22 protein-coding genes and 1 pseudogene are annotated in these 21738 nt (G+C 57.2%); 10 read left to right on the top strand and 13 right to left on the bottom strand.

Features of this window, described 5'->3' with window-relative positions:
* Positions 1-8 precede the first annotated feature (8 nt).
* Entirely contained in the window at positions 9-638 is a 630-nt protein-coding gene (locus AO353_RS15175; protein ID WP_054595690.1) for an alpha/beta hydrolase, read from the bottom strand.
* A gap of 146 nt (positions 639-784) precedes the next feature.
* Between AO353_RS15175 and AO353_RS15170 the strand changes: the two genes are divergently transcribed.
* Positions 785-1222 carry a YhcB family protein gene (locus AO353_RS15170; RefSeq protein ID WP_054595689.1) on the top strand — a complete coding sequence of 146 codons (438 nt, stop codon included), beginning with the start codon at positions 785-787 and terminating at the stop codon, positions 1220-1222.
* Positions 1223-1384: 162 nt separating this feature from the next.
* Here the strand turns inward: AO353_RS15170 and AO353_RS15165 are convergent, their stop codons facing one another.
* The 9 genes from AO353_RS15165 to AO353_RS15125 form a co-directional block, all read right to left on the bottom strand.
* Positions 1385-2113, bottom strand: coding sequence for an OmpA family protein (locus tag AO353_RS15165; RefSeq protein WP_054595688.1), 729 nt, complete (start codon positions 2111-2113; stop codon positions 1385-1387).
* Between the two features lie 116 nt (positions 2114-2229).
* Positions 2230-2874 carry an MBL fold metallo-hydrolase gene (locus AO353_RS15160; protein WP_054595687.1) on the bottom strand — a complete coding sequence of 215 codons (645 nt, stop codon included), beginning with the start codon at positions 2872-2874 and terminating at the stop codon, positions 2230-2232.
* A gap of 344 nt (positions 2875-3218) precedes the next feature.
* Positions 3219-4043 carry a 3-methyl-2-oxobutanoate hydroxymethyltransferase gene (gene panB, locus AO353_RS15155; protein WP_054595686.1) on the bottom strand — a complete coding sequence of 275 codons (825 nt, stop codon included), beginning with the start codon at positions 4041-4043 and terminating at the stop codon, positions 3219-3221.
* Between the two features lie 42 nt (positions 4044-4085).
* The gene (locus tag AO353_RS15150; RefSeq protein WP_102667285.1) at positions 4086-4883 is read right to left on the bottom strand and encodes an alpha/beta fold hydrolase; all 798 of its coding nucleotides are present in this window, start codon (positions 4881-4883) and stop codon (positions 4086-4088) included.
* The gene (locus tag AO353_RS15145; RefSeq protein ID WP_054595685.1) at positions 4880-6082 is read right to left on the bottom strand and encodes an MFS transporter; all 1203 of its coding nucleotides are present in this window, start codon (positions 6080-6082) and stop codon (positions 4880-4882) included. Before AO353_RS15145 ends, AO353_RS15150 begins: the two co-directional genes overlap by 4 nt.
* A gap of 6 nt (positions 6083-6088) precedes the next feature.
* Positions 6089-7270: an acyl-CoA dehydrogenase family protein gene (locus AO353_RS15140; RefSeq protein WP_081013737.1), complete on the bottom strand. Its 1182-nt coding sequence runs from the start codon at positions 7268-7270 to the stop codon at positions 6089-6091.
* A gap of 44 nt (positions 7271-7314) precedes the next feature.
* Complete coding sequence (locus AO353_RS15135) at positions 7315-8442, bottom strand: acyl-CoA dehydrogenase family protein (RefSeq protein ID WP_054595684.1); 1128 nt, start codon at positions 8440-8442, stop codon at positions 7315-7317.
* Between the two features lie 29 nt (positions 8443-8471).
* Positions 8472-8732 (bottom strand): acyl carrier protein, encoded by a 261-nt coding sequence (locus tag AO353_RS15130; RefSeq protein WP_054595683.1) that lies wholly within the window; start codon positions 8730-8732, stop codon positions 8472-8474.
* Positions 8719-10260, bottom strand: a complete 1542-nt coding sequence (locus AO353_RS15125) for an AMP-binding protein (protein ID WP_054595682.1) — start codon at positions 10258-10260, stop codon at positions 8719-8721. The genes AO353_RS15130 and AO353_RS15125 overlap by 14 nt, the downstream gene beginning before the upstream one ends.
* Positions 10261-10353: 93 nt before the next feature.
* Between AO353_RS15125 and AO353_RS15120 the strand changes: the two genes are divergently transcribed.
* The 7 genes and pseudogenes from AO353_RS15120 to AO353_RS30690 all read left to right on the top strand — a co-directional run.
* Entirely contained in the window at positions 10354-11283 is a 930-nt protein-coding gene (locus AO353_RS15120) for a LysR family transcriptional regulator (RefSeq protein ID WP_146016070.1), read from the top strand.
* 156 nt (positions 11284-11439) lie between these two features.
* A complete protein-coding gene (locus AO353_RS15115) occupies positions 11440-12828 on the top strand; it encodes an amidase (RefSeq protein ID WP_054595680.1) in 1389 nt (462 codons plus the stop codon).
* An 83-nt stretch (positions 12829-12911) separates the two neighbouring features.
* On the top strand, positions 12912-14258 hold the full coding sequence (locus tag AO353_RS15110) for a citrate-proton symporter (protein WP_054595679.1): 1347 nt from the start codon (positions 12912-12914) through the stop codon (positions 14256-14258).
* Between the two features lie 62 nt (positions 14259-14320).
* A complete protein-coding gene (locus tag AO353_RS15105; RefSeq protein WP_054595678.1) occupies positions 14321-15679 on the top strand; it encodes an OprD family outer membrane porin in 1359 nt (452 codons plus the stop codon).
* 315 nt (positions 15680-15994) lie between these two features.
* Positions 15995-16471, top strand: coding sequence for a GNAT family N-acetyltransferase (locus AO353_RS15100; RefSeq protein WP_054595677.1), 477 nt, complete (start codon positions 15995-15997; stop codon positions 16469-16471).
* Positions 16472-16874: 403 nt separating this feature from the next.
* The gene (locus tag AO353_RS15095) at positions 16875-17240 is read left to right on the top strand and encodes a DUF4156 domain-containing protein (RefSeq protein ID WP_081013735.1); all 366 of its coding nucleotides are present in this window, start codon (positions 16875-16877) and stop codon (positions 17238-17240) included.
* Between the two features lie 184 nt (positions 17241-17424).
* Positions 17425-18100 (top strand): annotated as a pseudogene (locus AO353_RS30690) (transposase); the annotation flags it as partial.
* A 261-nt stretch (positions 18101-18361) separates the two neighbouring features.
* Here the strand turns inward: AO353_RS30690 and AO353_RS15080 are convergent.
* The 3 genes from AO353_RS15080 to AO353_RS15070 all read right to left on the bottom strand — a co-directional run bounded on the left by AO353_RS15080 (position 18362) and on the right by AO353_RS15070 (position 19568).
* Positions 18362-18631, bottom strand: coding sequence for a hypothetical protein (locus AO353_RS15080; protein WP_173860031.1), 270 nt, complete (start codon positions 18629-18631; stop codon positions 18362-18364).
* Positions 18632-18645: 14 nt separating this feature from the next.
* Positions 18646-19146: a methylated-DNA--[protein]-cysteine S-methyltransferase gene (locus AO353_RS15075; RefSeq protein ID WP_054595676.1), complete on the bottom strand. Its 501-nt coding sequence runs from the start codon at positions 19144-19146 to the stop codon at positions 18646-18648.
* Positions 19147-19307: 161 nt separating this feature from the next.
* Complete coding sequence (locus AO353_RS15070; RefSeq protein WP_054595675.1) at positions 19308-19568, bottom strand: hypothetical protein; 261 nt, start codon at positions 19566-19568, stop codon at positions 19308-19310.
* A gap of 129 nt (positions 19569-19697) precedes the next feature.
* Between AO353_RS15070 and AO353_RS15065 the strand changes: the two genes are divergently transcribed.
* Together AO353_RS15065 and AO353_RS15060 are read left to right on the top strand one after the other, a co-directional pair.
* A complete protein-coding gene (locus AO353_RS15065; RefSeq protein ID WP_054598238.1) occupies positions 19698-20381 on the top strand; it encodes a response regulator transcription factor in 684 nt (227 codons plus the stop codon).
* A complete protein-coding gene (locus AO353_RS15060; RefSeq protein ID WP_054595674.1) occupies positions 20366-21685 on the top strand; it encodes a sensor histidine kinase in 1320 nt (439 codons plus the stop codon). The genes AO353_RS15065 and AO353_RS15060 overlap by 16 nt, the downstream gene beginning before the upstream one ends.
* Positions 21686-21738 lie beyond the last annotated feature (53 nt).

Here is a 21738-nt window from a genome sequence, read left to right as displayed (position 1 = left end):
GACTGCAATCAATTCGAAAGGCGCGGCAGGATCAGATCCTTGAGATCGGTCAGCTTGCCGTGAAAAAAGTGTCCGCATTCTGCCACTTTCAGCAGCTCATGGGGGCGATCGAGGGCGTCAGACCAATCGTAAACCAGTTGCGGATCGATGACTTCGTCGGATTCTGGCTGGATCAGCGTCAGTTCGCCGTGCTGCGGCAGCTGATCCTGATCGCCCAGACGCATCACCGCCGGCGCGACCATGAACACGTGCTTGAGCTGCTCGCCCTTGGCTTCCAGGCGTCCGCCGAGGCTCGCCGCAACGAAACCACCGAACGAGAAACCGAACAGGGTCATCGGCAAACCAGGGTGTTTGGCGCGAAACCATTCGGCCACGGCTTGAGCGTCATCGACTTCGCCGGTGCCCATGTCATGCGTGCCGGCGCTCGCACCGACGCCACGGTAATTAAATCTTAATGTGATCAAACCGGCGTCGCGGGCAGTGCGCTGCAAGGTCGAAACGACTTTATTGAGCATGGTGCCGCCCTGCACCGGATTGGGGTGACAGATCAGCGCCAGGCCACGTGGCTCGGGGGAGTCCAGGTACAAGGCTTCCAGTTGGCCCACCGGGCCATCAATCAATACAGGGGTTTCACGCATAAGCAAGGAAGGAACTCCGTGACCTCTCGAAGGGTCGACTCGTCTAGCTAAAAGTCTGTGCCTGGCATGATTGCGATCTCGTCGCGGTATACAGCGCAGGTCCGAGCCGTTAACGTAAAGCAAAGCCGTTTATAGAGGAAGGACTCGTGGAACACTCGCTCTTAGTTTGGTTGTTGCCGACTCTTGCCCTGGTTGCCGGTGTCGCCATTGGTTTCCTGATCGCCCGCCTTCTGCCGAATGCCGCGCCTAGCAGCACGCAACGTCAGCTGGATGACATTCAGGAACGTTTTGACAACTATCAGAATGAAGTGGTCACCCACTTCAACAGCACCGCAACGCTGGTCAAGAAGCTCACTCAGAGCTATCAGGAAGTGCAAGACCACCTCGCCGAGGGTGCCAACCGCCTGGCCCTGGACGAACAGACTCGCCAACGCCTGCTGGCCGCCCTGCACTCCGAGGCCGCCGTGCAAGCGCCACGGGAACGCCTGACGCCGCCACGCAATCAGGAGCCGCCACGCGATTACGCGCCGAAAATGCCGAACTCCCCTGGCATGCTCGACGAGCATTACGGCTTGAAGAAATAACCCGGTTTCACGCGACATAAAAAAAGCCCTCGGACAGGTGATGTCCGAGGGCTTTTTTGTTGCTGTGTTTCCCGGTAATCCGTGAAGAACCAAAAAAAAGCCCACCCGATCTGCTGAGAATCGGGCGGGCTTTTTACACCTGGGGTTCAGTCAGGTTTTTTGTTACTGGTACTGCTGACCTTGCTGCTGGGCAGGTTGGCCATACTGCTGACCCGGAATCGCCTTGAGGTTAACCTCTACACGACGGTTCTGCGCCCGACCATTGACATCGCCATTGCTGGCAATCGGGTTATCCGGACCGGCACCACGTGCCGACAGGTTGGCACCGCTGACACCTTGCGACGTCAGGTAAGTTGCCACGCTTTGAGCACGACGCTGGGACAGGTCCATGTTGTGCTGGCGGCTGCCGGTGCTGTCAGTGTAGCCGACGATTTCAATCTGGTTCTGATTGAACTCTTTAAGCGAACCGGCCAGGTTGTTCAGCGGCTGGTAGAAGCTTGGAGCGATGTTTGCCGAGTCGGTACCGAACGTAATGTTGCCCGGCATGATCAGCTTGATCTGATCGCCCTGACGCTGCACTTCAACCCCGGTGTTGGCCATGCTGGCGCGCAGTTTCTTTTCCTGCTGGTCAGCGTAGTAACCGTAACCGGCGGCGGAAGCACCGACAACAGCGGCGCCAATCAGCGCGCCCTTGCCACGGTTGTTGTGGTCGATGGCTGCACCGGCCAAAGCACCGGCCAGCGCACCCAGGCCGCCGTACTTGGCGGTTTTGCTCATGCCCGTGGAGCCGCTGTCGGCCTGCCCCTGATTGTCATACGGGTTCTGGTTGGCACAGCCAGCCAGCATGGCCACGGCAGTAGCGACAATAATCAAACGACTCGAGGTGAACATGGAGAGCTCCTACTTTTACATTCTGTGGTGCAACGGACGTTGGCAATAGACCCCTGCGGGCGTTGGAACACGACCTAAGGCAAAAATTCCATCAGGCCATTACGCAGCCCGGAAAATCAGGCCCGCACAAAAGGATTTTCACGCATTTCATCGCCCAGACGAGTATCGGGACCGTGTCCGGTGATGACTGTCGCCTCTTCATCAAGGGTGTACAAACGCTGCTTGATCGAACGCACGATGGTCGCCTGATCACCGCCCCACAAGTCCGTACGCCCTACCCCGCGACGAAACAGCGTGTCGCCGGCAATCAGCAGCTTAGCCTCAGAAAACCAAAAGCTCATGGAACCCGGTGTATGACCCGGCGTGTGCAATGCCACGCCACAACCGCAGGCAAGCTCTTCATCATCGGCCAACCAACGATCCGGCGATGGCACCGGCGTGTATGGCACCCTGAACATCTGGCACTGCATCTCCAGATTGTCCCAAAGGAACTGATCCTCTTTATGCAGGTGCAACGTCGCGCCGGTTTTCTCTTTCAACTGGCCCGACGCAAGGAAGTGATCCAGGTGCGCGTGTGTATGAATGATGCTCACCACCTTCAACCCCAACGCCTCGAGCCGCGCCAGAATCAACTCATGATTGCCACCCGGATCGACAACGATGGCCTTCTTGGTGATCGGATCACCGATGATCGTGCAGTTGCACTGCAACGGCCCAACGGGAAAGGTCTCGCGAATCAGAGCGGGTTTGGCAGCGTCCATGGGCGTTCCTGAAAAAGTTAATGGCACATTTTTGGTACCGTGCGAAAAGCGATGGCGAGGTTTAGAAAGAAAGGCCCCCACCAATGGCACGCCCAAATCAGACGTAAAGGTTGACCCCAACAGACACACACATTCAATACCCAGCTCGAAGCAAAACCCCGGGCGACCATGATAGAGCGGGAAATGGATGCCGGCGCGTTCGTCAGCCGCAGCGAAGCTGAAGCGACCCTGCTTGTGCATAGACTTCCTCTATCAGTCTGCGCGCAATCCCCTTAAGGTCTGAGTTTCAAGAGGGGAGGTAGCTCGAACGCTTGCCGAGCACTCCGAGTCAAGCAGCATTAATGTCAGCGTTTCACTCCAAAGCAGTGCGAGAGTTCAGGAAAGCAGCCATTGCGGACATCCGATGCGTACTGCCCCACTGCATCGCGGATAACAGCATGGGCATCGACATAACGTTTAGCGAAACGCGGTACGAACTCACCACCAAGACCCAGGATATCTTCGATCACCAGCACCTGGCCATCGCACGCGGGCGAGGCCCCGATTCCGATCGTCGGCACGCGCAGTACCTCGGTCAACTCTCGGGCCAGCGGCTCTGCTACCCCCTCCAGCACGATGCAAAAGGCCCCTGCTGATTCCATCGCCATGGCTGCCTCACAGATAGAGTCTGCCGATTGCTCATCCATACCTTGGGCTTTGAACCCACCCATGGTGTTGACGAACTGGGGCATCAACCCGATATGCGCCATCACTGGAATGCCCCGCTCCACCAGAAACTGCACGGTGGGCGCCATGGCCGCATTACCTTCCACTTTTACCGCTGCGACATTCGCTTCCTTCATCAACCGCGCTGCACTGCGGAAAGCCTGAGCCGGCGACTCCTGATAGGAGGCGAACGGCAGATCAGCCACCACACACGCGCGACGTGTAGCACGCACTACCGCGCGACTGTGTTGGATCGTCTGATCCAAAGTGAAATCCAGTGTGTTGGGCTGCCCGTAGGCAACCATCGCGGTCGAATCCCCCATCAGGATAACGTCGACAAATTCGTCAACGATTTCAGCGAGCGATCGATTGTGCGCGGTCAACGACACGATCTTGCGGTTGCCCTTGCAAGCCCTGATGTCGGGTACGGTTAGACGGCGGGTTTCACTGATTGCGGTACTCATGAAGTTAGCTCCTCGCGAAAATAGCGTTGAAGGAAGGACCTCTTAAATCGACGCGGACGCCAATTCGGCTCTGGGCGATACGCCCGTCATCTGGTCGAAGAATTCGACTATCAGATCAAGTGTGTGGGCGGTCTGATCAAGATGCGGCGAGTGTCCGCAATCGATCAGGCAATGCTGGGTGACCACTGCGGGTATCTTGCGTTGAATCGCGCTCAGCTGCGCCAGCGTTCCGTACTCGTCCCGATCTCCCTGCAACAACAAGACAGGGCAACGGATATCGGCCAGGCACTGCTCAATATTCCAGTCAAGAAAATGATCGGACCTCCAGACACTGCTCCACCCCTCGAAGACTGCTTTGGGATCGGGATGAAACAGAGCGAGTTGTCGTTCCAGGTTCCCGGCCAGGAACGAATTTCGCGCGGCGTCGATGCCGCTCAAGGTGATGGATTCGACGAAAACATGTGGAGCAAACAGCACCAGCCCCGCAACAGGGAATTTGCTCGCATGGAGCAGCGCGATAGACGCGCCATCGCTATGCCCCACCAGCACTGGATTGCGAAGCTGCAGTTTTTCCAGCAGTTCAGGCAATACCTGCTGCGCCTCCACGTGCATATAGTCAGAACGACGTGGCAAATCCGCTCGAGACGAGTGACCGTAACCATAGCGGCTATAAGTGAGCACTCGGCGTCCGGTCATTGCTGCCAGTCGATAAGGGAAACGTCGCCACATCGCAATGCAACCGAGTCCCTCATGCAGCAGTACAAGCGGAGGAAGATCTGACTCACCGTCGATCAGCAAATAATCAATTTCTCCGCCATTCAGCGAGATCGTCGCCATCATTCACCCCCTACTGCGATAGGCAAACCGGGTGCCGGGCCAAGCCCCAAAACCGCACGGCTGCTGAAAATCACCAATATCGTCACCAGTGCGCCGAACAGGCCAATGGTTGAAGACATATCCCATACGGACAAAAGCAAACCCACCCCGACCACGGGCACAATCAACCCCAAATAGGCCGCGACGAAAAAGCCTGAACTGACCTCCGCAATACGATCGGCAGGAGACAACATCGTCACCAGTCCCAGACCTGCGCGCAGCACCATGCCCGCCCCCATCCCTCCCAAGACCGCTCCCCCCAGGAACAAGGACAAGGATGCAAAATGAAAGGCCAGCCAGACACAGGCCAAAGCCAAGGGCAGCAGCCAGACACCAACGGGAACGACTCGACGGGGCGACAATCGCAACACCAGCAACTGGCCGATTGCAGCACTGCAGAAAGTCAAAAAGACAATGCCTCCGCTCAACAGAAGGCCACTGTGATGCAATCCAATTGCGAGGAAACGACCAGCCAGTGCGGCGAACAAGCCAAGAAAGCTAAAGCCGCACAACACCGACATTGCCACGGCCATAAAGGCTTGCCGCATCTCACTCGGTATCCTCAATCGCTGCAATCGCAACGGTGGGCGAGTACCTCCGTAGATCACTGTTTCGGGTAGCCATGGCAACAGCAAACCCGGCAACAGCATGAACAGCAGCGCGATATAACTGGCATGGAGCGGCTGCGCGGCACTCTCTGCCACCCAGCCAGACAGTAACGCCCCAAGCCCCAGACCGCTCATGTTGCTCAAGCTGGAGATCAGTGCCGCGAGTGACCGATTACTCAGCAACTCGCTCAGATAGGCAGTCGTGGCCCCCACCATCAACCCTACTGCCATCCCGGACAATATTCGCCCGACGAACAAACCGGCTAACGTGGGCCAGAGCAAAAAACTCAACAGACTGGCAAATGTCAGCCCGAGCCCGAGCCCCAGCACTGCGCGTCTGCCCAACAAATCAGACAATCGACCAAACACCATCAGTTTGAACAGGATGGCGAGTGCGTAGGACGCGAATACCAACGTCACCACAAATGGAGACAAGCCTAATTGCGTGGCATAGAGCGGATACAACGGTGTCGGCAAGGTCCCCACCATCATCACCACCAACAACAGATAAGTGCTGAGCCAGGCGGCGCGTCTGAATTGGGTTGGAACTCGCATGAGTCACTACCAGTTAATCTGTCGTGCATCGAACAGATTAACCCCCAGTTGGGCCTTGCCTAAGTACTCCAGACAGTCCATTGGCTTGGCCGGCATAACACTGCAAAAGAACGATTCGCGCAGGAATCGTTCCAGCGGTCGGCTACGATTCAATGTGCTCGCACCACAAATCTTGACCGCCGCCATTGCCATCTTCGGCGCAAGCTCACCGATGAAGTACTTGGCAGCATGCACAGCGGCATTCGCCTCTATCGTTCCGCGCCGTTGCACGATGAGTGTGCCGGCCTCATTCAGCAACGCTCGACCCGCTTGCAACTCAGCCGATAGCCGGCCTACTTCCTGATGGATCGCGCTGGATTCGAGTTGGGAAGGCGTGGAGCGCACGGCCTCGGTGATGTGTTGCAGCAACGCGGTAGCAATCCCAAGATAAACACCGGTATAACCGGAAATCATCCAATGAGGCTCACGTACCAGCTTGAACAAAGACATCCCTTCGACTGCCAGAAACAAACGCTGGCGGGTCAAAAGTACATTTTCAAAAGTCATGCTGGCGGTCTGGGTACCATTCATGGCAAACCCGTCCCAAACTTGGCCGTAACGCACACCTTCGTCATTGCGACCGACCACGAAGTGGCTGATTTCGCTGTCGCTGTCGTTACCCTCAGGTTTTGCCGTTACTACGATATAGTCTGCAGCGCCTGCCAACGACACGAAAGACTTGTTGCCATTGAGCAGGAAGCCGCCTTCATGCGGGCGGTAATGTGTCTGGATACCTCGCAACCGCGCACCACTACCCAGCTCTGACGTCGCAGATGCAAACATCTTGTTGTGCGATATCACCTCATCAAATACCCAGGAGCGAAAGGCATCCGCAGCCGCTGACAGCGATTTCCCCGCCGACTCACATAACGAGCCAAGCGCCACATTGTGCATATTGAATCCCAGCGCAGTTGCCGCGTCATACTGGGCAAGTCGCGCCAGAACCTGGCTATATTCCAGATAATTCAGACCCGCCCCCCCAGCCTCGCGAGGGATCAGCAAGCCCAACAGACCAGACTCCTTGATCAGTTGATAGCTCTCGCTACTATCCGATTGTTGGTTATCTACCAACGGAGCCAAGTCGACCAGCCGTGTACCGATGCGATCCACCAACGTGAGAATTTCATCGATTTGATGTGGCAAAGCCATATGCGTTGACCTTATGTATATGATTCAAAAACTCTAGCGAGCGCTCAGTTCTCGACTGGCAAACCAGCCTGGCGCGCCACGCTGATACGTAGCAGATCGTTCGCCCCCGCATAGGTCATTGACGCCAATGGGCTGATGAGATCGATCGCCCGACCGGAATCGGCGATGTAAGAACGCACACCACCTAACTGGGCTGCCAACTGCGACAGCCGCGTAAAGTCTTCAGAAACCGAAATCTTTACCATCGCGGCCTCACCGCTCAATTGACGAATCGTCACCCCGGCATCGATGCGCCGCGCAATGCCGTAGAGCAGTTTTCGCGAACGGTAAAGGTACATGCTCATGTCGGCCACATGCCCCGCCACCAGGTGACTGGAGCTCATGGATCTACCGAAGTGAATTCGCTCCCGGCTCCACTCAACCGTCTGATCCAGCATCCTGTGCATGGGGCCTAGTGCATACCCCATCAGCAGCGCTCGTTCCCAGGTCGTGGTCGCGGTCATTACAGAGAAACCCGCCCCCTCGCCTCCCAACAGGCTGTGCTCTTCCAACCGCACACCGTCAAAGGTCAACACCCCCATCGGTACGCCGGGCAACGCGGTCTTGTCCAGCGGCTCACTGCGCACTACGCCCGCATCCGACAGGTCAACCAGTGCGACTGATAAATCGAATGGTGATCGGCCCTTGCCGGTACGAACGAACACCAAAGCGTGATCGGCTACCGGGGCGGCGGTAATGAAGCGCTTCTCGCCCGTCAACCGATAACTACCGTCCGCCTGACGTTCAGCCACGGTTTCCATCGACTTCGGATCACTACCGCCCTGCACTTCAGTCAGCGCGTGACACAACAGCGTCTCTCCGGTTTCCAGGCCTGCCAGTTGTTTGCGCTGTTCGGCATTCAGCCAGGGCTGCATAGGCAATTGCATACCGAACAACTGTGAAGCCAGCGCATAGCAAAGGGCAGGACTCAGACCGCTCATGCCCAATCCTTCCACCATCGCGAGCTTGTTTGTCACGGTGCTATTGGAGGTGCGCAGCAGCCCTGTCGCCGCTGCCAGCAACCATTGCTCGCGGAACGTTTTGCCTTCCAGCTCAGGCAACAAAGCCTGCCCCTGGATGCAACTCTCCTGCATCGCTTGTTCAACTAACTTGTCTTCGTCTGCGAACAGCATCACTCGCCCTCTCTGTTATCGGCACAGACTCAAGCGAGCTCGACCAGGCTGGCCTCAATGACGGCCCATAGTGCGGCCGGCGTGCGAAATGAAGCCGCGACAACTTTGTTTTCGGGGAACGCTATTTCGAACTTTTTCTCAACGTCGGCGACAATGGATATGATCGTGAGAGAGTCCAGCCAGCCTTCCTCCAATAGCGCCGTATCCGGTACCACATTAAGGTCTGCACCTTGATATTGAGTCAGCAGATTCGAATGAATCAGCGCGCACAGCGTTTCAATGTTCTTCATGACTTATCTCTTCCATGTTTAAACTCAACAGGCTCAAAGCATGTCGATCTATTTTGCCGTTGGCAGTCGTTGGCAGCTTTCGCGCCATACGAACTCCATCCGGTTGCATCCTCTTCGGTAATGTTCCGCTCAAGCCGCGAACAATCTCATCCCGCCCTGTACTTGCACTCACCACGTGTACCCAGATCTCACAGTCAGGCGCTGTGCCATGGCGAGCTACAACGGCGGCAGTTTCAACACCTGGCAAGGCCAATACCGCACTTTCTATGTCCAGAAGATCAATGCGGTGGCCGCGACGCTTCACCTGATGGTCTCGTCGACCTTGCAGATGAAAGCGACCATCCGCCGCCTGATACCCGATATCCCCCGTGCCATAGGCCAACCTTTCCACTCCATCGCGGAAGTACACTGCACGGCGGGCATCGCGACAGATGCCATCAACCAGATAACCAGCGAATACCGTCGGCCCTGCAACGAAAATCTCACCCTCCGACGCTGCGCGACCGTCGTCACCGATGATGTCGACTTCCACTCCATCAATCGCCCAACCGATCGACGGCAAAACCGTCTCGATACTCGCCAGGCTCACCTGTTCTGCGGTGCACACATTGGTTTCCGTAGGCCCATACAGGTTGTAGAACGGCAAGTCGGGGAATGCAGTCAGATAGCGCTTAAGCAGTTGTGGCGGGAACGGTTCACCCGCGTACAACGCGGCGCGTAGTGCAGACGGCCTCGCTTGCTCAATCCCGCCCTGCTGTAGCAGCATCTGGTACAAGGTGGGTACTGCGTAGAACACTGAGATACACTGCTCACCCAGCCAGCGCGTCACATCGCGAGGAAAAGTCTTGAGATAGTCTGGCAACAGGCAAAGACAGGCGCCGGCCAGTGCGGTCGAGAACAGATCGAAGGTCGTCAGATCGAAGGTGAGTGCCGCTTGTGATCCAACACGGTCTTCACAGTCCAGAGCAATTGCGCGTGCCGCCCAGGCAGCAAAATGCAGGACGTTGGCATGCGATAGGCATACACCCTTGGGCACGCCGGTACTGCCTGATGTAAACAAAACATAGCCACCCTCGCACCCGGCATGTCGACGTGGTTGTCCTCGCAAGGGGAACAGCCATAGATCGCCCACTGCGCGAGCGTCGCCAGACTGACCATGAATGGAAACCACCCTGGAGGCTGCTGCCTGGCTTGCAGGGGTAGCCAATAAAAAATCCAGGTCGGCGTTGGCCAACATCCGTGCACCCCGTTCCGCGGGGTCCTTGACATCCATCGGAGCGACTAATGCCCCCAGCCTTAATGCGGCATAAATAGCCACAACAGCGGCTGCGCTCTTCGCAATATAGATGCCTACTCGATCACCGGCCTGCACGCCTTCCGCACGCATCAACTCGCATAACTTATTAACCGTTTCGTTCAGTTGTTGATAGCTGAATGACGCATCTTCCGCTTGTAGCGCGGGCCTCTGTGGATAGCGCTGTGCAGATTCAACCAGCGTCTGATCAAGCCGAATACAATCACTGAACAAGGTTGGCCTCTACTACTGATTTGATGTTCCCCGTCTTGGCATCCGGACGTTTTTGGCGGGGCGATAGTAGAAGCATTTCTCCAACCGGAGTGAGTGAACAATTTTTATAAACTCTATGCGGAAATGGAATACAAGATGGACCTGAAGAACTTGCGCTATTTCGTGGAAGTGACTGAGCATGGAAGCTTCTCGAGGGCATCCCACACTATTCACGTCACCCAATCGGCACTTAGCAAAGCCGTTCAATTACTCGAAGAAGAACTGGGTACGACGCTATTGGTTCGCAGCCGTCCAGGCGTGCCGTCACGCTTGACCCCGTCGGGTGAAGTGGTATTCCGCCATGCCAAAGGATTACTGAACCGCAGCAAGCAAATGCTGACCGACGTAAACCTGCTCAATAGCCTCGTCACCGGCGTCCTTCGGCTGGGGTTACCCCCTTTAGGCAGTACCGATCATATAGCGGTCGTGTTGACCGAGTTTCGGCGACGCTTTCCCCAAGTGGAACTCCAATTGTGTGAACAAGGAGGCCAAGCCCTGGAAGAGGCCGTTCGCAAGGGCGAGATAGAGCTGGCTATCAGTCTGCGACCAGAGGGCGACGACCTGGCTTGGCTGCCGATTTGTGAGGAGCCACTCGTTGTCGTCCTGCCGCCTCGCCACCCACTCGCCAGCCGCCATCGACTGACTCTGCCAGATTTGGCGCATCACCCATGGGTACAGCTGCAGGGCGCCTCTATCCTCAATCACCGTATCAAGCTCTGTTGCCCTGCTCTGGACGTCAGTCGCCTACAGGCAGCCAAGAGCGACAACCTGGCTTTTTGCCTGTCATTAGTGGCCGCGAATGCAGGCCTGATGGTATTGCCCAGGCTATTGGCTCAACACCATATCCCGCCAGGTGTGGAAATCGTCCCGCTCGAATGCGCCGAACTGCAGTGGCAACTCGTCGTAATCTGGCGCAAAAACGCACAGCTGTCGGTAGCGGCACAGCAATGGCTTGAACTGTTGGCAACCGACGCTGGCCAATAACCTGGCAAATCCTCGACGTCGCTCCCGGCGCCAAAAAACAAAGGTCTGAACAGAAATGCCCCACCGCTTTTGCTGAACAGGTGTTGGCCGATGCACGGCGGGGTGTATATAGTCGCCCCCATTGCAACCCGCCGGCCCATTCCAAGGAAGAGAATGATGAGTGACCTGCACACCCTTACGGCCGCCGAACTGCTGGCCCGATTCGCCAGCCGGCAACTCACTCCCATCGACTATTACGACCAGCTCCTGACCCACATCGACCGCTGGGAGCCGCAGATCAATGCGCTCTACGCCTTCGACCCGCAACAAGTGCGTCAGCAGGCCCAAGCCTCCACCGAACGCTGGAACAAAGGCCAACCCAACGGCGCCCTCGACGGTGTGCCGGTGACCCTCAAGGAACTGATCGCCACCGAGGGCCAGCCCATCCCGCTGGGTAGCGCCGCCACCCGCCTGACGCCTGCGCTGAAGGATGCACCGCCCGCCGCGCGCTTGCGTGAAGCCGGGGCAATCATCCTGGCCAAGACCACCGTTCCGGATTTCGGCATGCTCTCTTCGGGCCTTTCCAGCTTCCACGGCATCACCCGCAACCCCTGGAACACAGCCAACAACCCGGGTGGATCGAGTGCCGGGGCCGCCGCTGCTGCAGCTGCCGGTTACGGGCCTCTGCACGTCGGCACTGACATCGGCGGATCGGTGCGACTGCCCGCGGCTTGGTGCGGGCTGGTCGGCTTCAAGCCGACACTGGGGCGCATCCCCATCGACCCGTATTACACCGGCCGCACGGCCGGCCCGATGACCCGCACGGTCGATGATTGCGTGTTGTTGATGCAACACCTGGCCCGCCCCGATTCGCGCGACGCTACCAGCCTGCCACCGCTCACCACGCCATGGAGCAATCAGCCGCTGTCGGTAAAGGGCCTGCGTGTCGGCCTGATGCTCGAACCCGGTGCCGGCCTCGCACCTGAAGCTTTCGTCTGTAACGCCGTGGAGCAAGCAGCGCGGCTGTTCGAAGCCCACGGTGCCAAGGTCACAGTGATTGCACCGATCATGGACCGCGCCCAGCTCGACGGCCTCGACCAGTTCTGGCGCGCTCGCCAATGGGCTGAGCTGTCGGCCTTGAGCAGCGAGCAATTCGACAGAGTCTTGCCGTATATCCGCGACTGGGCCGCCCCAGGCGCCGATATCACCGGCGTGGAAGCCGTACGGGGCTTCAACCAGACCTTCGAAATGCGCCGCCGCGCCGCGCAGTTGTTCGACACATTCGACCTGGTGCTCTCTCCCACCAACCAGATCAACGCCTTTGCGGCCGACTGGCCGTCACCGAGCAATGACCCGCAGCAACCGTTCGAACACATCGTGTTCACTGTGCCCTGGAACATGGGTGAACAACCGGCGCTGTCGATCAATTGCGGTTTCGCCGCCGACGGTATGCCCATCGGGCTGCAGATGATCGCCCCGCGCTTTGCCGATCAATGGCTGCTGCAAATCGCCAAAACCTACGAAAACTGGCGTGGCGCAATCCACTGCTGGCCGAGTCCTGCCTGACTTCGGCCCCTCAAGAACGCCCCTCCCACCTTGTTGCTCCGGGCTTTCCCGGCCGGAGCGCTATCGACCTGAAAGGCAACGGAATGCCCGTACAACCATTGACCCGCCCCGATCCTGCACGCGATACACCCACGCCGGGCGCCGGCAAAAAAAGCATCTTCGCTGTCGTCCTGGGTAACGCCGTGGAGTTTTTCGACTTTGGTGTATACGCAACTTTTGCGGTGATGATCGGGCACACGTTTTTCCCGTCCGACAGTGCCTTCGTCAGTCTGATGCTATCGGTCATCGCGTTCGGCACCGGCTTTATCGTCCGGCCCCTGGGTGCGGTGCTGATCGGCGCCTACGCCGACCGTGTCGGGCGCAAACCGGCGATGCTTTTGACCCTGGTGATGATGGCGGTGGGCACCGGCAGCATCGCGATATTGCCCGGCTACGAGACCATCGGCATCGCCGCGCCGATCCTGCTGGTGGTCACCCGCATGATCCAGGGCCTGGCCTGGGGCGGTGAAGCCGGCCCCGCCACTACCTACATCCTTGAAGCGGCACCCCCCCACAAACGCGGCACCTACGCCTGCTGGCAAGTGGTTGCCCAAGGCGTCGCCGCGATGGTAGCCGGGCTGGTGGGGTTCACCCTGACAAAAGTCCTGTCCCCGGAAGACCTCAATAGTTGGGGCTGGCGTGTACCGTTCGTGTTCGGTCTGCTGGTGTTGCCGATCGGTATCTACATCCGTCGCAATCTTGCTGAAACCTTCCACGGCCACACCGAACAAACCCGCACCGGCGATCTGGTACGGGAAATAGTCGGCAAACACCGGCGCGCTCTGGTGTTGGGGCTGCTGATTCTTTCCGGCAGCACCATCACCCAGTATTTCCTGAACTACATGACCACCTTCGCCCTCACCGAATTGAAGCTGCCCACCAGCATTGCCATGCTCTCGACCCTGGTGGCCGGCGCCGCCATGGCTGTGTGCGCAGTGGCCGGTGGCATGCTCTGCGACCGCTTTGGGCGTCGGGTGATCCTGATGACGCCCCGAGTGGTGTTGCTGTTGATCCTGTTCCCGGCCCTGCAACTGATGACCGAGCACCCCAGTTCGGCGACCTTCCTGCTGACCCTGGCGGTACTCTCGGGCCTGCATGGCATGAGCGGCGCAGCGTTGATCGTCCTGCTGGTGGAGAGCTTCCCGAAATCGGTGCGCGCCACCGGTTTCTCCATCGTCTACGCCTTCGGTGTCGCAGCGTTTGGCGGTACGGCGCAGATCATCATTACCTGGCTGATCGGCACCACCGGTGACCCGATGTCGCCAGTCTGGTACCTGCTGATCGCTAACCTTGTGTGCCTGACCGCCGCCTGGTTCGCCAAGGAAACGCGTCCGTTGCTGCCCGAACGCCCCGCCCGCGAAACCCGGCTTGCAGAAGCCCAGGTCCACTGATAAATGCGCCCCGGGGCCTTCCCGGGACGGTTGCCTTACATCTGATTTGTATGGGATTTACCATGTATCCACGTCTTTTGCTGGCCGTCACTTTGGCATCCGGCACCCAGGCTTTCGCTCAGCCATTCCCCCAAGAGCAGGCCCAGGTTAACGCGCCAGGCTTTCTGGAAGGCAGTACCCTGGACCTGAACTTGCGTCACTACTATTCCAACCAGCACACCAAACGCACCACTCACCTGAGCATCAAGAAACCCGACGGCATCGAGCCCACCCGTATTCGCGAAACCTGGGTGCAGGCGAGCATGCTCAAGTACAGCTCCGGCTATACCCAGGGCCTGATCGGCGTCGGCATGGATGCAGGGATCTTCAGTGCCGTAAACCTGGAGCGCGGCCACGGAAAGGTGGCCAACGGCGGCGACCGGGTGCTGGTGGACGGCGACGGCGATGCGATTCCCACATGGAGTCGCCTAGGTATAGGTGATGTGCGTGTTCGCCTGTCCAACACCGAGCTCAAGGCCGGCCGGCTAATGACCGACAATCCGATCCTGCGCTACAAGGACAACCGCGCCCTGCCCTCCAGCTTCCAGGGCGTGGGCCTGCTCAGCAACGAACTCGACTGGCTGTCGATACAGGGCGGCAGCTTCGAACGGGCGATTCCGCGCACCGGCACCGGCGCCGAAAAGCTGACCACCACCTTCGGCAACCGCGCCTACAGTGGCGCGCGCATCAGCTACCTGGGGGCCACGGTCAAACCGGGTTATGGACTGGAAGCCAGCGTCTACGCCTCGCGTTTCGAAGACATGTGGGACCAGACCTACGTCGGCGTTACACACCGCATGGGCGACCAGGATAATCTGGCCCTCAAGACTGCCTTCAACTACTACCACACCAGTGATTCAGGCAAGAAGAACCTCGGCTACATCGACAACAACGCCGCCAGCCTGGCCTTCACCACCACTCACCAGGCCCATAGCCTGACGCTTGCCTGGCAGCAAATATTCGGCAACGAGTACTTTGACTATGTGTGGGAATCCACTGGCAACTACATGGCCAACTCGTTATACGCGGACTACAACGGCCCCAACGAAAAGTCCTGGCAACTGCGCTACGACCTGGACTTCACGACCTACGGAGTCCCTGGTCTCACCGCCAGCCTGTGGCACGCCAAAGGCTGGGACATCGACGGTACCCACTACGACGGCGACCGCTACGGCCGCAATACCGGCTACAACGTACGCGGCCTGGACGACGCCAAACACAGCGAAAACGGTTTGATGCTGGGCTATATCATCCAGTCCGGAAAACTCAAAAACTCGGTGCTGCGCACCATCGTCTACAACCACCTCGCCAGCGGCGGGCAGATTGACGGCAGTTACGACGAGTTCCGCATCGTCGCCAACGTGCCGATCAACCTGTTCTGAGGCTCAGTTCAGCGAACACCATGCTGCATCGCTCCCGCCATTGTTTCCTGACACTTGAGCACCCGTTTGCGTTCGACCTGACCTGTCATTTTCATTCGTTCTGACCACCGACTCCGTCGGATTTGACCAGCACGCTTTGTAACCATGATCGGCAGAAAACAGCCACTAGTGGACATTCCTCCATGAACCACAAAGCTGCCGTTTATAAATTTGGAGTTTTGATACGACTGAGAAAATTCATAACCCTCCTCATTCCTTGGTTATGCGACTTCTGTTCTCCATAATCACTCACTGGCCATATTTAGAGCGCTCGTTATGCCAGCTTCCTCTGATCAAAAATCCGCTGTCGTTTTATGCCCAGCGTCAAATAGTGACTTGGAGGATCTGGTAGCCATTCGGATTGAGGCTATGCGCGAAAGCCTTGAGCGGCTCGGGCGATTTGATCCTAATCGTGCGCGTGAACGATTTCTTAGTGGGTTCGACGTTAACAGCACACGCCGCATAGTGGTATCAGGTGATCTGGTCGGTTTTGTCGTCATAAAAAACCATCTGAGCGAGCTTCTACTTGACCACTTGTATGTCATACCTCGTGTTCAAGGATTAGGGATAGGTTCTGAAGTTCTCACTCGGATTTTCAGAGAGGCTGATGAAATCGGGCGTCCTATTAAGGTTGGCGCACTCAAGGAAAGCGCTTCAAATCGTTTCTACACTCGACATGGCTTCGTATTTGTCGAGAGCGGCGAGTTTGATAATTACTATGTCCGCGCCAACAGTAATGCCGTTAGCCCGTAATACGCAAAAAATAGGGGACAGGGGACAGATTTATTTTTTTGGCCAAAGGTTAGCCCAATGCCCCCCCACCAATGGCAAATAAATCCGTCCCCTTTTTCCAGTCCCCTTTTTCCATATTTCTCAGCTGCGCGGGCGCATCCCTTGAAACAACGTGTCTGCGACAAGCTGATTGGCTTATGCAACCCGGGGGGGCATGCATTTTTTCGCGGGGGGCAGGTAACTGCCATTCCTGCCGCGAGCGAATGGGCGTCGGATACGTATAATTTTTGTTTACAGATTTGCAAGAAAAAATTACTAATTAATACAGTTCCTATTCCACCAAATCTTGATACTGCGCAGGCTTAAAGCCCTGGCAGATTATCCAAAAGGGCAATGTCATTTTGGTAAGAAAGGAGTCGTGTACATGCTTATCCCCCGTACCCTTATTCGCATCAGTTTGTCCACCGTATTGCTTGGACTGATAGGTTGCGCACCTACATCTACTGTGGGTCCCATCGCCAACACCGTACGCATAACTCATAACGAGCCTGGCTCCGAATGCCAGTTCCTGGGAGACGTTACAGGTAGTCAGGGCGACTTTCTGCTGGGCAGTATTACTGGGAACGCCAACCTGGAGACCGGAGCCCGTAATGACCTGAAAAACAAAGCAGCAGCAATGGGGGGCAATCGGGTTTATCTGCTAACTCAACGAGCGGGCCAAACCGGTTCGGACAACCGATTGGAGCAAACCAACGTCACCCTTTCAGGAAATGTTTATCGCTGTCCTTAACGGTGAACCTGATCGGTTGAAACCTGAGCTTTAAAGGACTTGGAATAGCTGCGACGCTCTTGTCGTATGGGTGTCCGCTTAAGAATGGCTAAAAATGGTGCGCACAATTTGAGTGCACACTGTAGTGGTCTAATGAAAACGGACACCCATTTAGGTGAGAATGCTCACCAGATCGAGGTGTCAGATGACCAAACAACGCCGTTCCTTTTCTGCTGAATTCAAACGCGAGGCTGCCGACCTCGTGCTCAAGCAAAACTACAGCTATATCGAAGCCAGCCGCTCACTTGGCATCGGCGAGTCGGCACTACGCCGCTGGGTCGACCAGGTTCAGCAGGAGCGCCAAGGCGTTACCCCGCAGAGTAAAGCGCTGACACCGGAACAGCAGAAAATCCAGGAACTGGAAGCCCGGATCGCCCGCCTTGAGTGGGATAAATCGATATTAAAAAAGGCTACCGCGCTCTTGATGTCGGAGATCACGAGCGTACGCGCTGATCAATCAGCTAAGCGTCCATGAGCCTGTTGATTGGCTGTGCAAAGTGTTTGAAATCAACCGGTAAAGTTACTACACCCATCGCCTCAAGCGCCAAACGCCTGATGTCGAACGGCTTCTGTTGCGCAGCCGGGTGAGCGAGTTGTTTTCACAAAGTCGTAGTGCTGCCGGCAGCCGTAGCCTTCTCTCGTTGATGCGTGACGATGGTGAGCAAATCGGTCGGTTCAAAGTGCGCAGCTTGATGCGTGAGCCCGACCTCGTCAGCAAATAGCCAGGTTCTCATGCCTATAAACGAGCGACGGTTGAACGGTTGGATATCCCGAACATCTTGAATCGAGAGTTCGATGTCCCTGCAGCGGCATGCCCGTGGCGATGTGATCGTTGTGCGTTACGCGGACGACAGTGTGGTGGGTTTATCGAGTTGCTGCCCCATACGTGGTCGCCCATTTAGTCACGCAAGGTGTGAGGGCGGACGATACGTTTTTTCGAAACGGTTTTACCAGATAACGTCAGTTTGCAGCCCGGAACATAGCAATAGGTGATCTGAGGACACTTACACTGGAAGTGACGACACCGATGCCTGACAGCAAAGGCATCGGTCTTTCTTGCCTGCTCTGGCAGTCCGTCGGGGTCAACTCATCTCTGGAACGAGGTGACTCATGAGCGTCAGGTTTTCAATAGCGTACATATACTCAGAGAATCTCGGATCTCCATCATTGAACGCCTTTGCCACTTTTTGTGCGTTCTCAAGACTGTCCCACATTGCTAAGTCCGCGAAGATTCGGTCGTCGCTCATCGGGCAGTAGGCGCGGTACTCGATCAAACCAGGAAAGGTCTTTAACGTTTCACGAAGCCCTGCGCGGAGCCAATTCGCCTCGAGATTACCGGCCATGGTGCCCACAACATCTCCCTACATCAAAAATCCAGTTGCAACGTCTCCTTCCCCTCCAACCCCAACAAAAACTGCTTCACCCCCAACCCACCCGCAAACCCGGTCAAACTCCCCGAAGCCCCAATCACCCGATGGCACGGCGCAACAATCGAAATCGGATTTTTCCCATTCGCCGCCCCCACCGCCCGAACCGCTTTCGGGTTACCAATCTGCCGAGCAATCTGGCTATAACTGCGCGTCTCCCCAAACGGTATCGTCAGCAACGCCTGCCAAACCTTCTGCTGAAAATCGGTGCCAGCAAAATCAAGCTCCAGCTCAAAGCAATCCCGCTCACTCGCAAAGTACTGATTGAGCTGGTGCTCAGCTTCCAGCAACACCGGGCTGTGGATATCTTCGTGCAACGGGCCAAGGCGAACGCGGTCGGGTTTGTCGTTCTCCCAGAGGATCGCGCAGAGCTTGCTGCCTTTGGCGACCAGGGTGAGGGTGCCGACGGGGGATTTCATCAGTTTGAATACGTACGACATGGTTGACTCCTTGATCCGACAGTAGCTTCAGACGTCGCTGGACGCTGAAGGCGATCGTTCATCTGTGTCAGAGGACGTATTCAGAGTAATTGTGGGTTCAAACGCAAGAACTACGTTTCTTGCGATTGAATTTCGCGGGCTGATGCCACCGGCATTTGGCGCTATTGATCTTCAGCGTCCTCAGTCTCTTCAACAAAGTAGCAATCACGGCGTTTGCCGTTGGGGTCGATGATGAAGACGCCCTGCCCTCTGCCGCACTCAAACGAGTGGGGGGTTGAATAGGCTCTTCTCTTATCGATCCAGGCATTCAGTTGGGAGATGTAGATGGCCATACCAATAGCGATGCTCAGCACCAGCAGCAAGCACAAAACAAACTGTGCGGTGTAGTGGTCGCTTTCCTTTTCCGAGCCTGCGGGTTGCATGTCGAGGTCCTGTTGTTGAAACACGCCGCCACAATAGGGACCAGCGGGTTAACGTCAGGTGAACATTGTCGCGAAGAATCGCAACTCCGCTATCCTCTGCCCCACCAGTAAAAAACCGTGGGTCTGTGCGTGCATATTCATCTGTTGTTGGTCGAAGACAACATCGACCTGGCGAACACTGTCATCGAATACCTGGAAATCACCGGGATCGTCTGCGACCACGCCAGTGATGGGCAAATGGGTTTGAACCTGGCACTTGCTCAGCACTATGACGTGATCTTGCTGGACATCATGCTGCCGCGCCTGGACGGTCAGCAGCTGTGTAAAAAGCTGCGCGAGCACGGTAATCAGACGCCGATCCTGATGCTCACCTCGCTGGATGCCTTGGCCGACAAACTCGCCAGTTTCTCGGTCGGGGCCGACGACTATCTGGTCAAGCCGTTCGAACTGCCGGAACTGGTTGCGCGGATCCGCGCCCTGAGCCTGCGCCGCAGTGGCCAGGCCAGCCGGCTGCAAGTTGCAGACCTGATCATGGACCTTTCAACGCGCAAGGTCAGTCGCAACGGGCAGGAACTGCACCTGTCACCGACCGGCTGGACGTTGCTCGAATGCCTGATGCGCGCCAGCCCCGTGCCGGTCAACCGCGAACGCCTGGAAGCAGCGATCTGGGGCGACGAACTGCCGGACAGCAACACGCTCAAGGTGCACATGCACCGTCTGCGCAAGGCGGTCGACAAAGACTTCGATGTGGCGTTGATCCAGACGTTGCCCGGTATCGGCGTTCAGTTGGGGGCGACATGCGCAAAGGCCTGAGCCTGAAGTGGGTGATCAGTGGCAGTCTGCTGTTGATTATTGCCGTGGTGCTGATCATCTATAATCAGCTGCTGCCGGTGTACACCATGCGCGGGTTCCTGTTTACCGCCAGCGCGATGATGGAAGAGGAAGCGCAATACTTCGCCCGGCATTACCAGCAGGACCCGACGACCCCGCCACCCGATAACTACTTCGTCAAGAGTGCTATCGGCAAGGAGGCCTTGCCGAAGAACATCCGCGACCTGCTCGACACCACGCCGACATTGGTCTTCGGCGCCGTGCAGTTCTTCAGTGACATGGAATCCGACGACGAGGATGACGGTACGGCCATCCTGATCCACCCGTTGTACGACGGTAAAACGCTGTATATGTACGGCACCGACCACGACCATGAAGCAGGTGGCGTGGTTGAGACGCCGTTGTCCGATGCCTACCTGGAACACGAGTTGGCGATGATCAGCATGATCGGTCTGGCAGTGTTTATTCCCGCGCTGATCATCATCGCCCTGCTGGTGTGGTGGGTGGTCCGGCCACTCGGCCGGCTGACGCAGTGGTCGACCCGCCTGGAATGCGTCGGCGCGGCGCCGAATGGCCGGCCGCATTTCATCTTTCGCGAGTTCAATGTGCTGGCCGATTCGCTGGCCCACAGTGTGCAACAGGTTAAAGCCGCGAGCCTGCGTGAAGAGCGTCTGCTGCGCTACACCAGCCATGAACTGCGTACACCGCTGGCGGTGCTCAAGGCCAATGTCGAATTGCTCGCCGTGCAGTCCGGCGGCGAACTGCCCCCGCCCTTGCAGCGGATCGAGCGCTCGGTGCTGAACATGCAGCGGATTGCCGAGACGTTGTTGTGGATGAGCCGCGAGAGCCCGGAAGCGCTTCGCGAAGAACCGCTCGACATGCGCCAGTTGCTCAATGAACTGATCAAGGAACATCGCTACCTGATCGGCAAACGCGATATCGAATTGATCCTGCGCATCAGCGACGAGCCTTGCCGTCTGCCCCTGACCGCGTGCCGCATCGTGGTGGGTAACTTCCTGCGCAACGCCTTGCAATATGCCGACAATGGCAGCGTCGAAATCACCTTCGAACAGCTGCAACTGCGCATCGTCAACCGGATACGCGACACCCCGCTGCATCAGGAATCTACCGATTTCGGTTACGGCCTCGGGCTCGAACTGATGCACCAGCTCTGCGCAAAACTGGGCTGGCACATCGAGGTCGCGCCCGAAAAGAACCGCTTCACAGTTACCCTGAACTTCTCAGTTCAGGCACCGGAGCCGCTCCCGGAGACAACGGACGCCTGAGTCCTTGTCAACACGCCTCCTCCAACTCGTCATGCAGCAAGCCAAAGATTTCG

The sequence above is a fragment of the Pseudomonas fluorescens genome (assembly GCF_001307155.1).
GTDB classification, from domain to species: domain Bacteria; phylum Pseudomonadota; class Gammaproteobacteria; order Pseudomonadales; family Pseudomonadaceae; genus Aquipseudomonas; species Aquipseudomonas helvetica.
The sequence above is the reverse complement of the archived record's forward strand: the minus strand, read 5'-3'. Positions and strand labels throughout refer to the sequence as shown.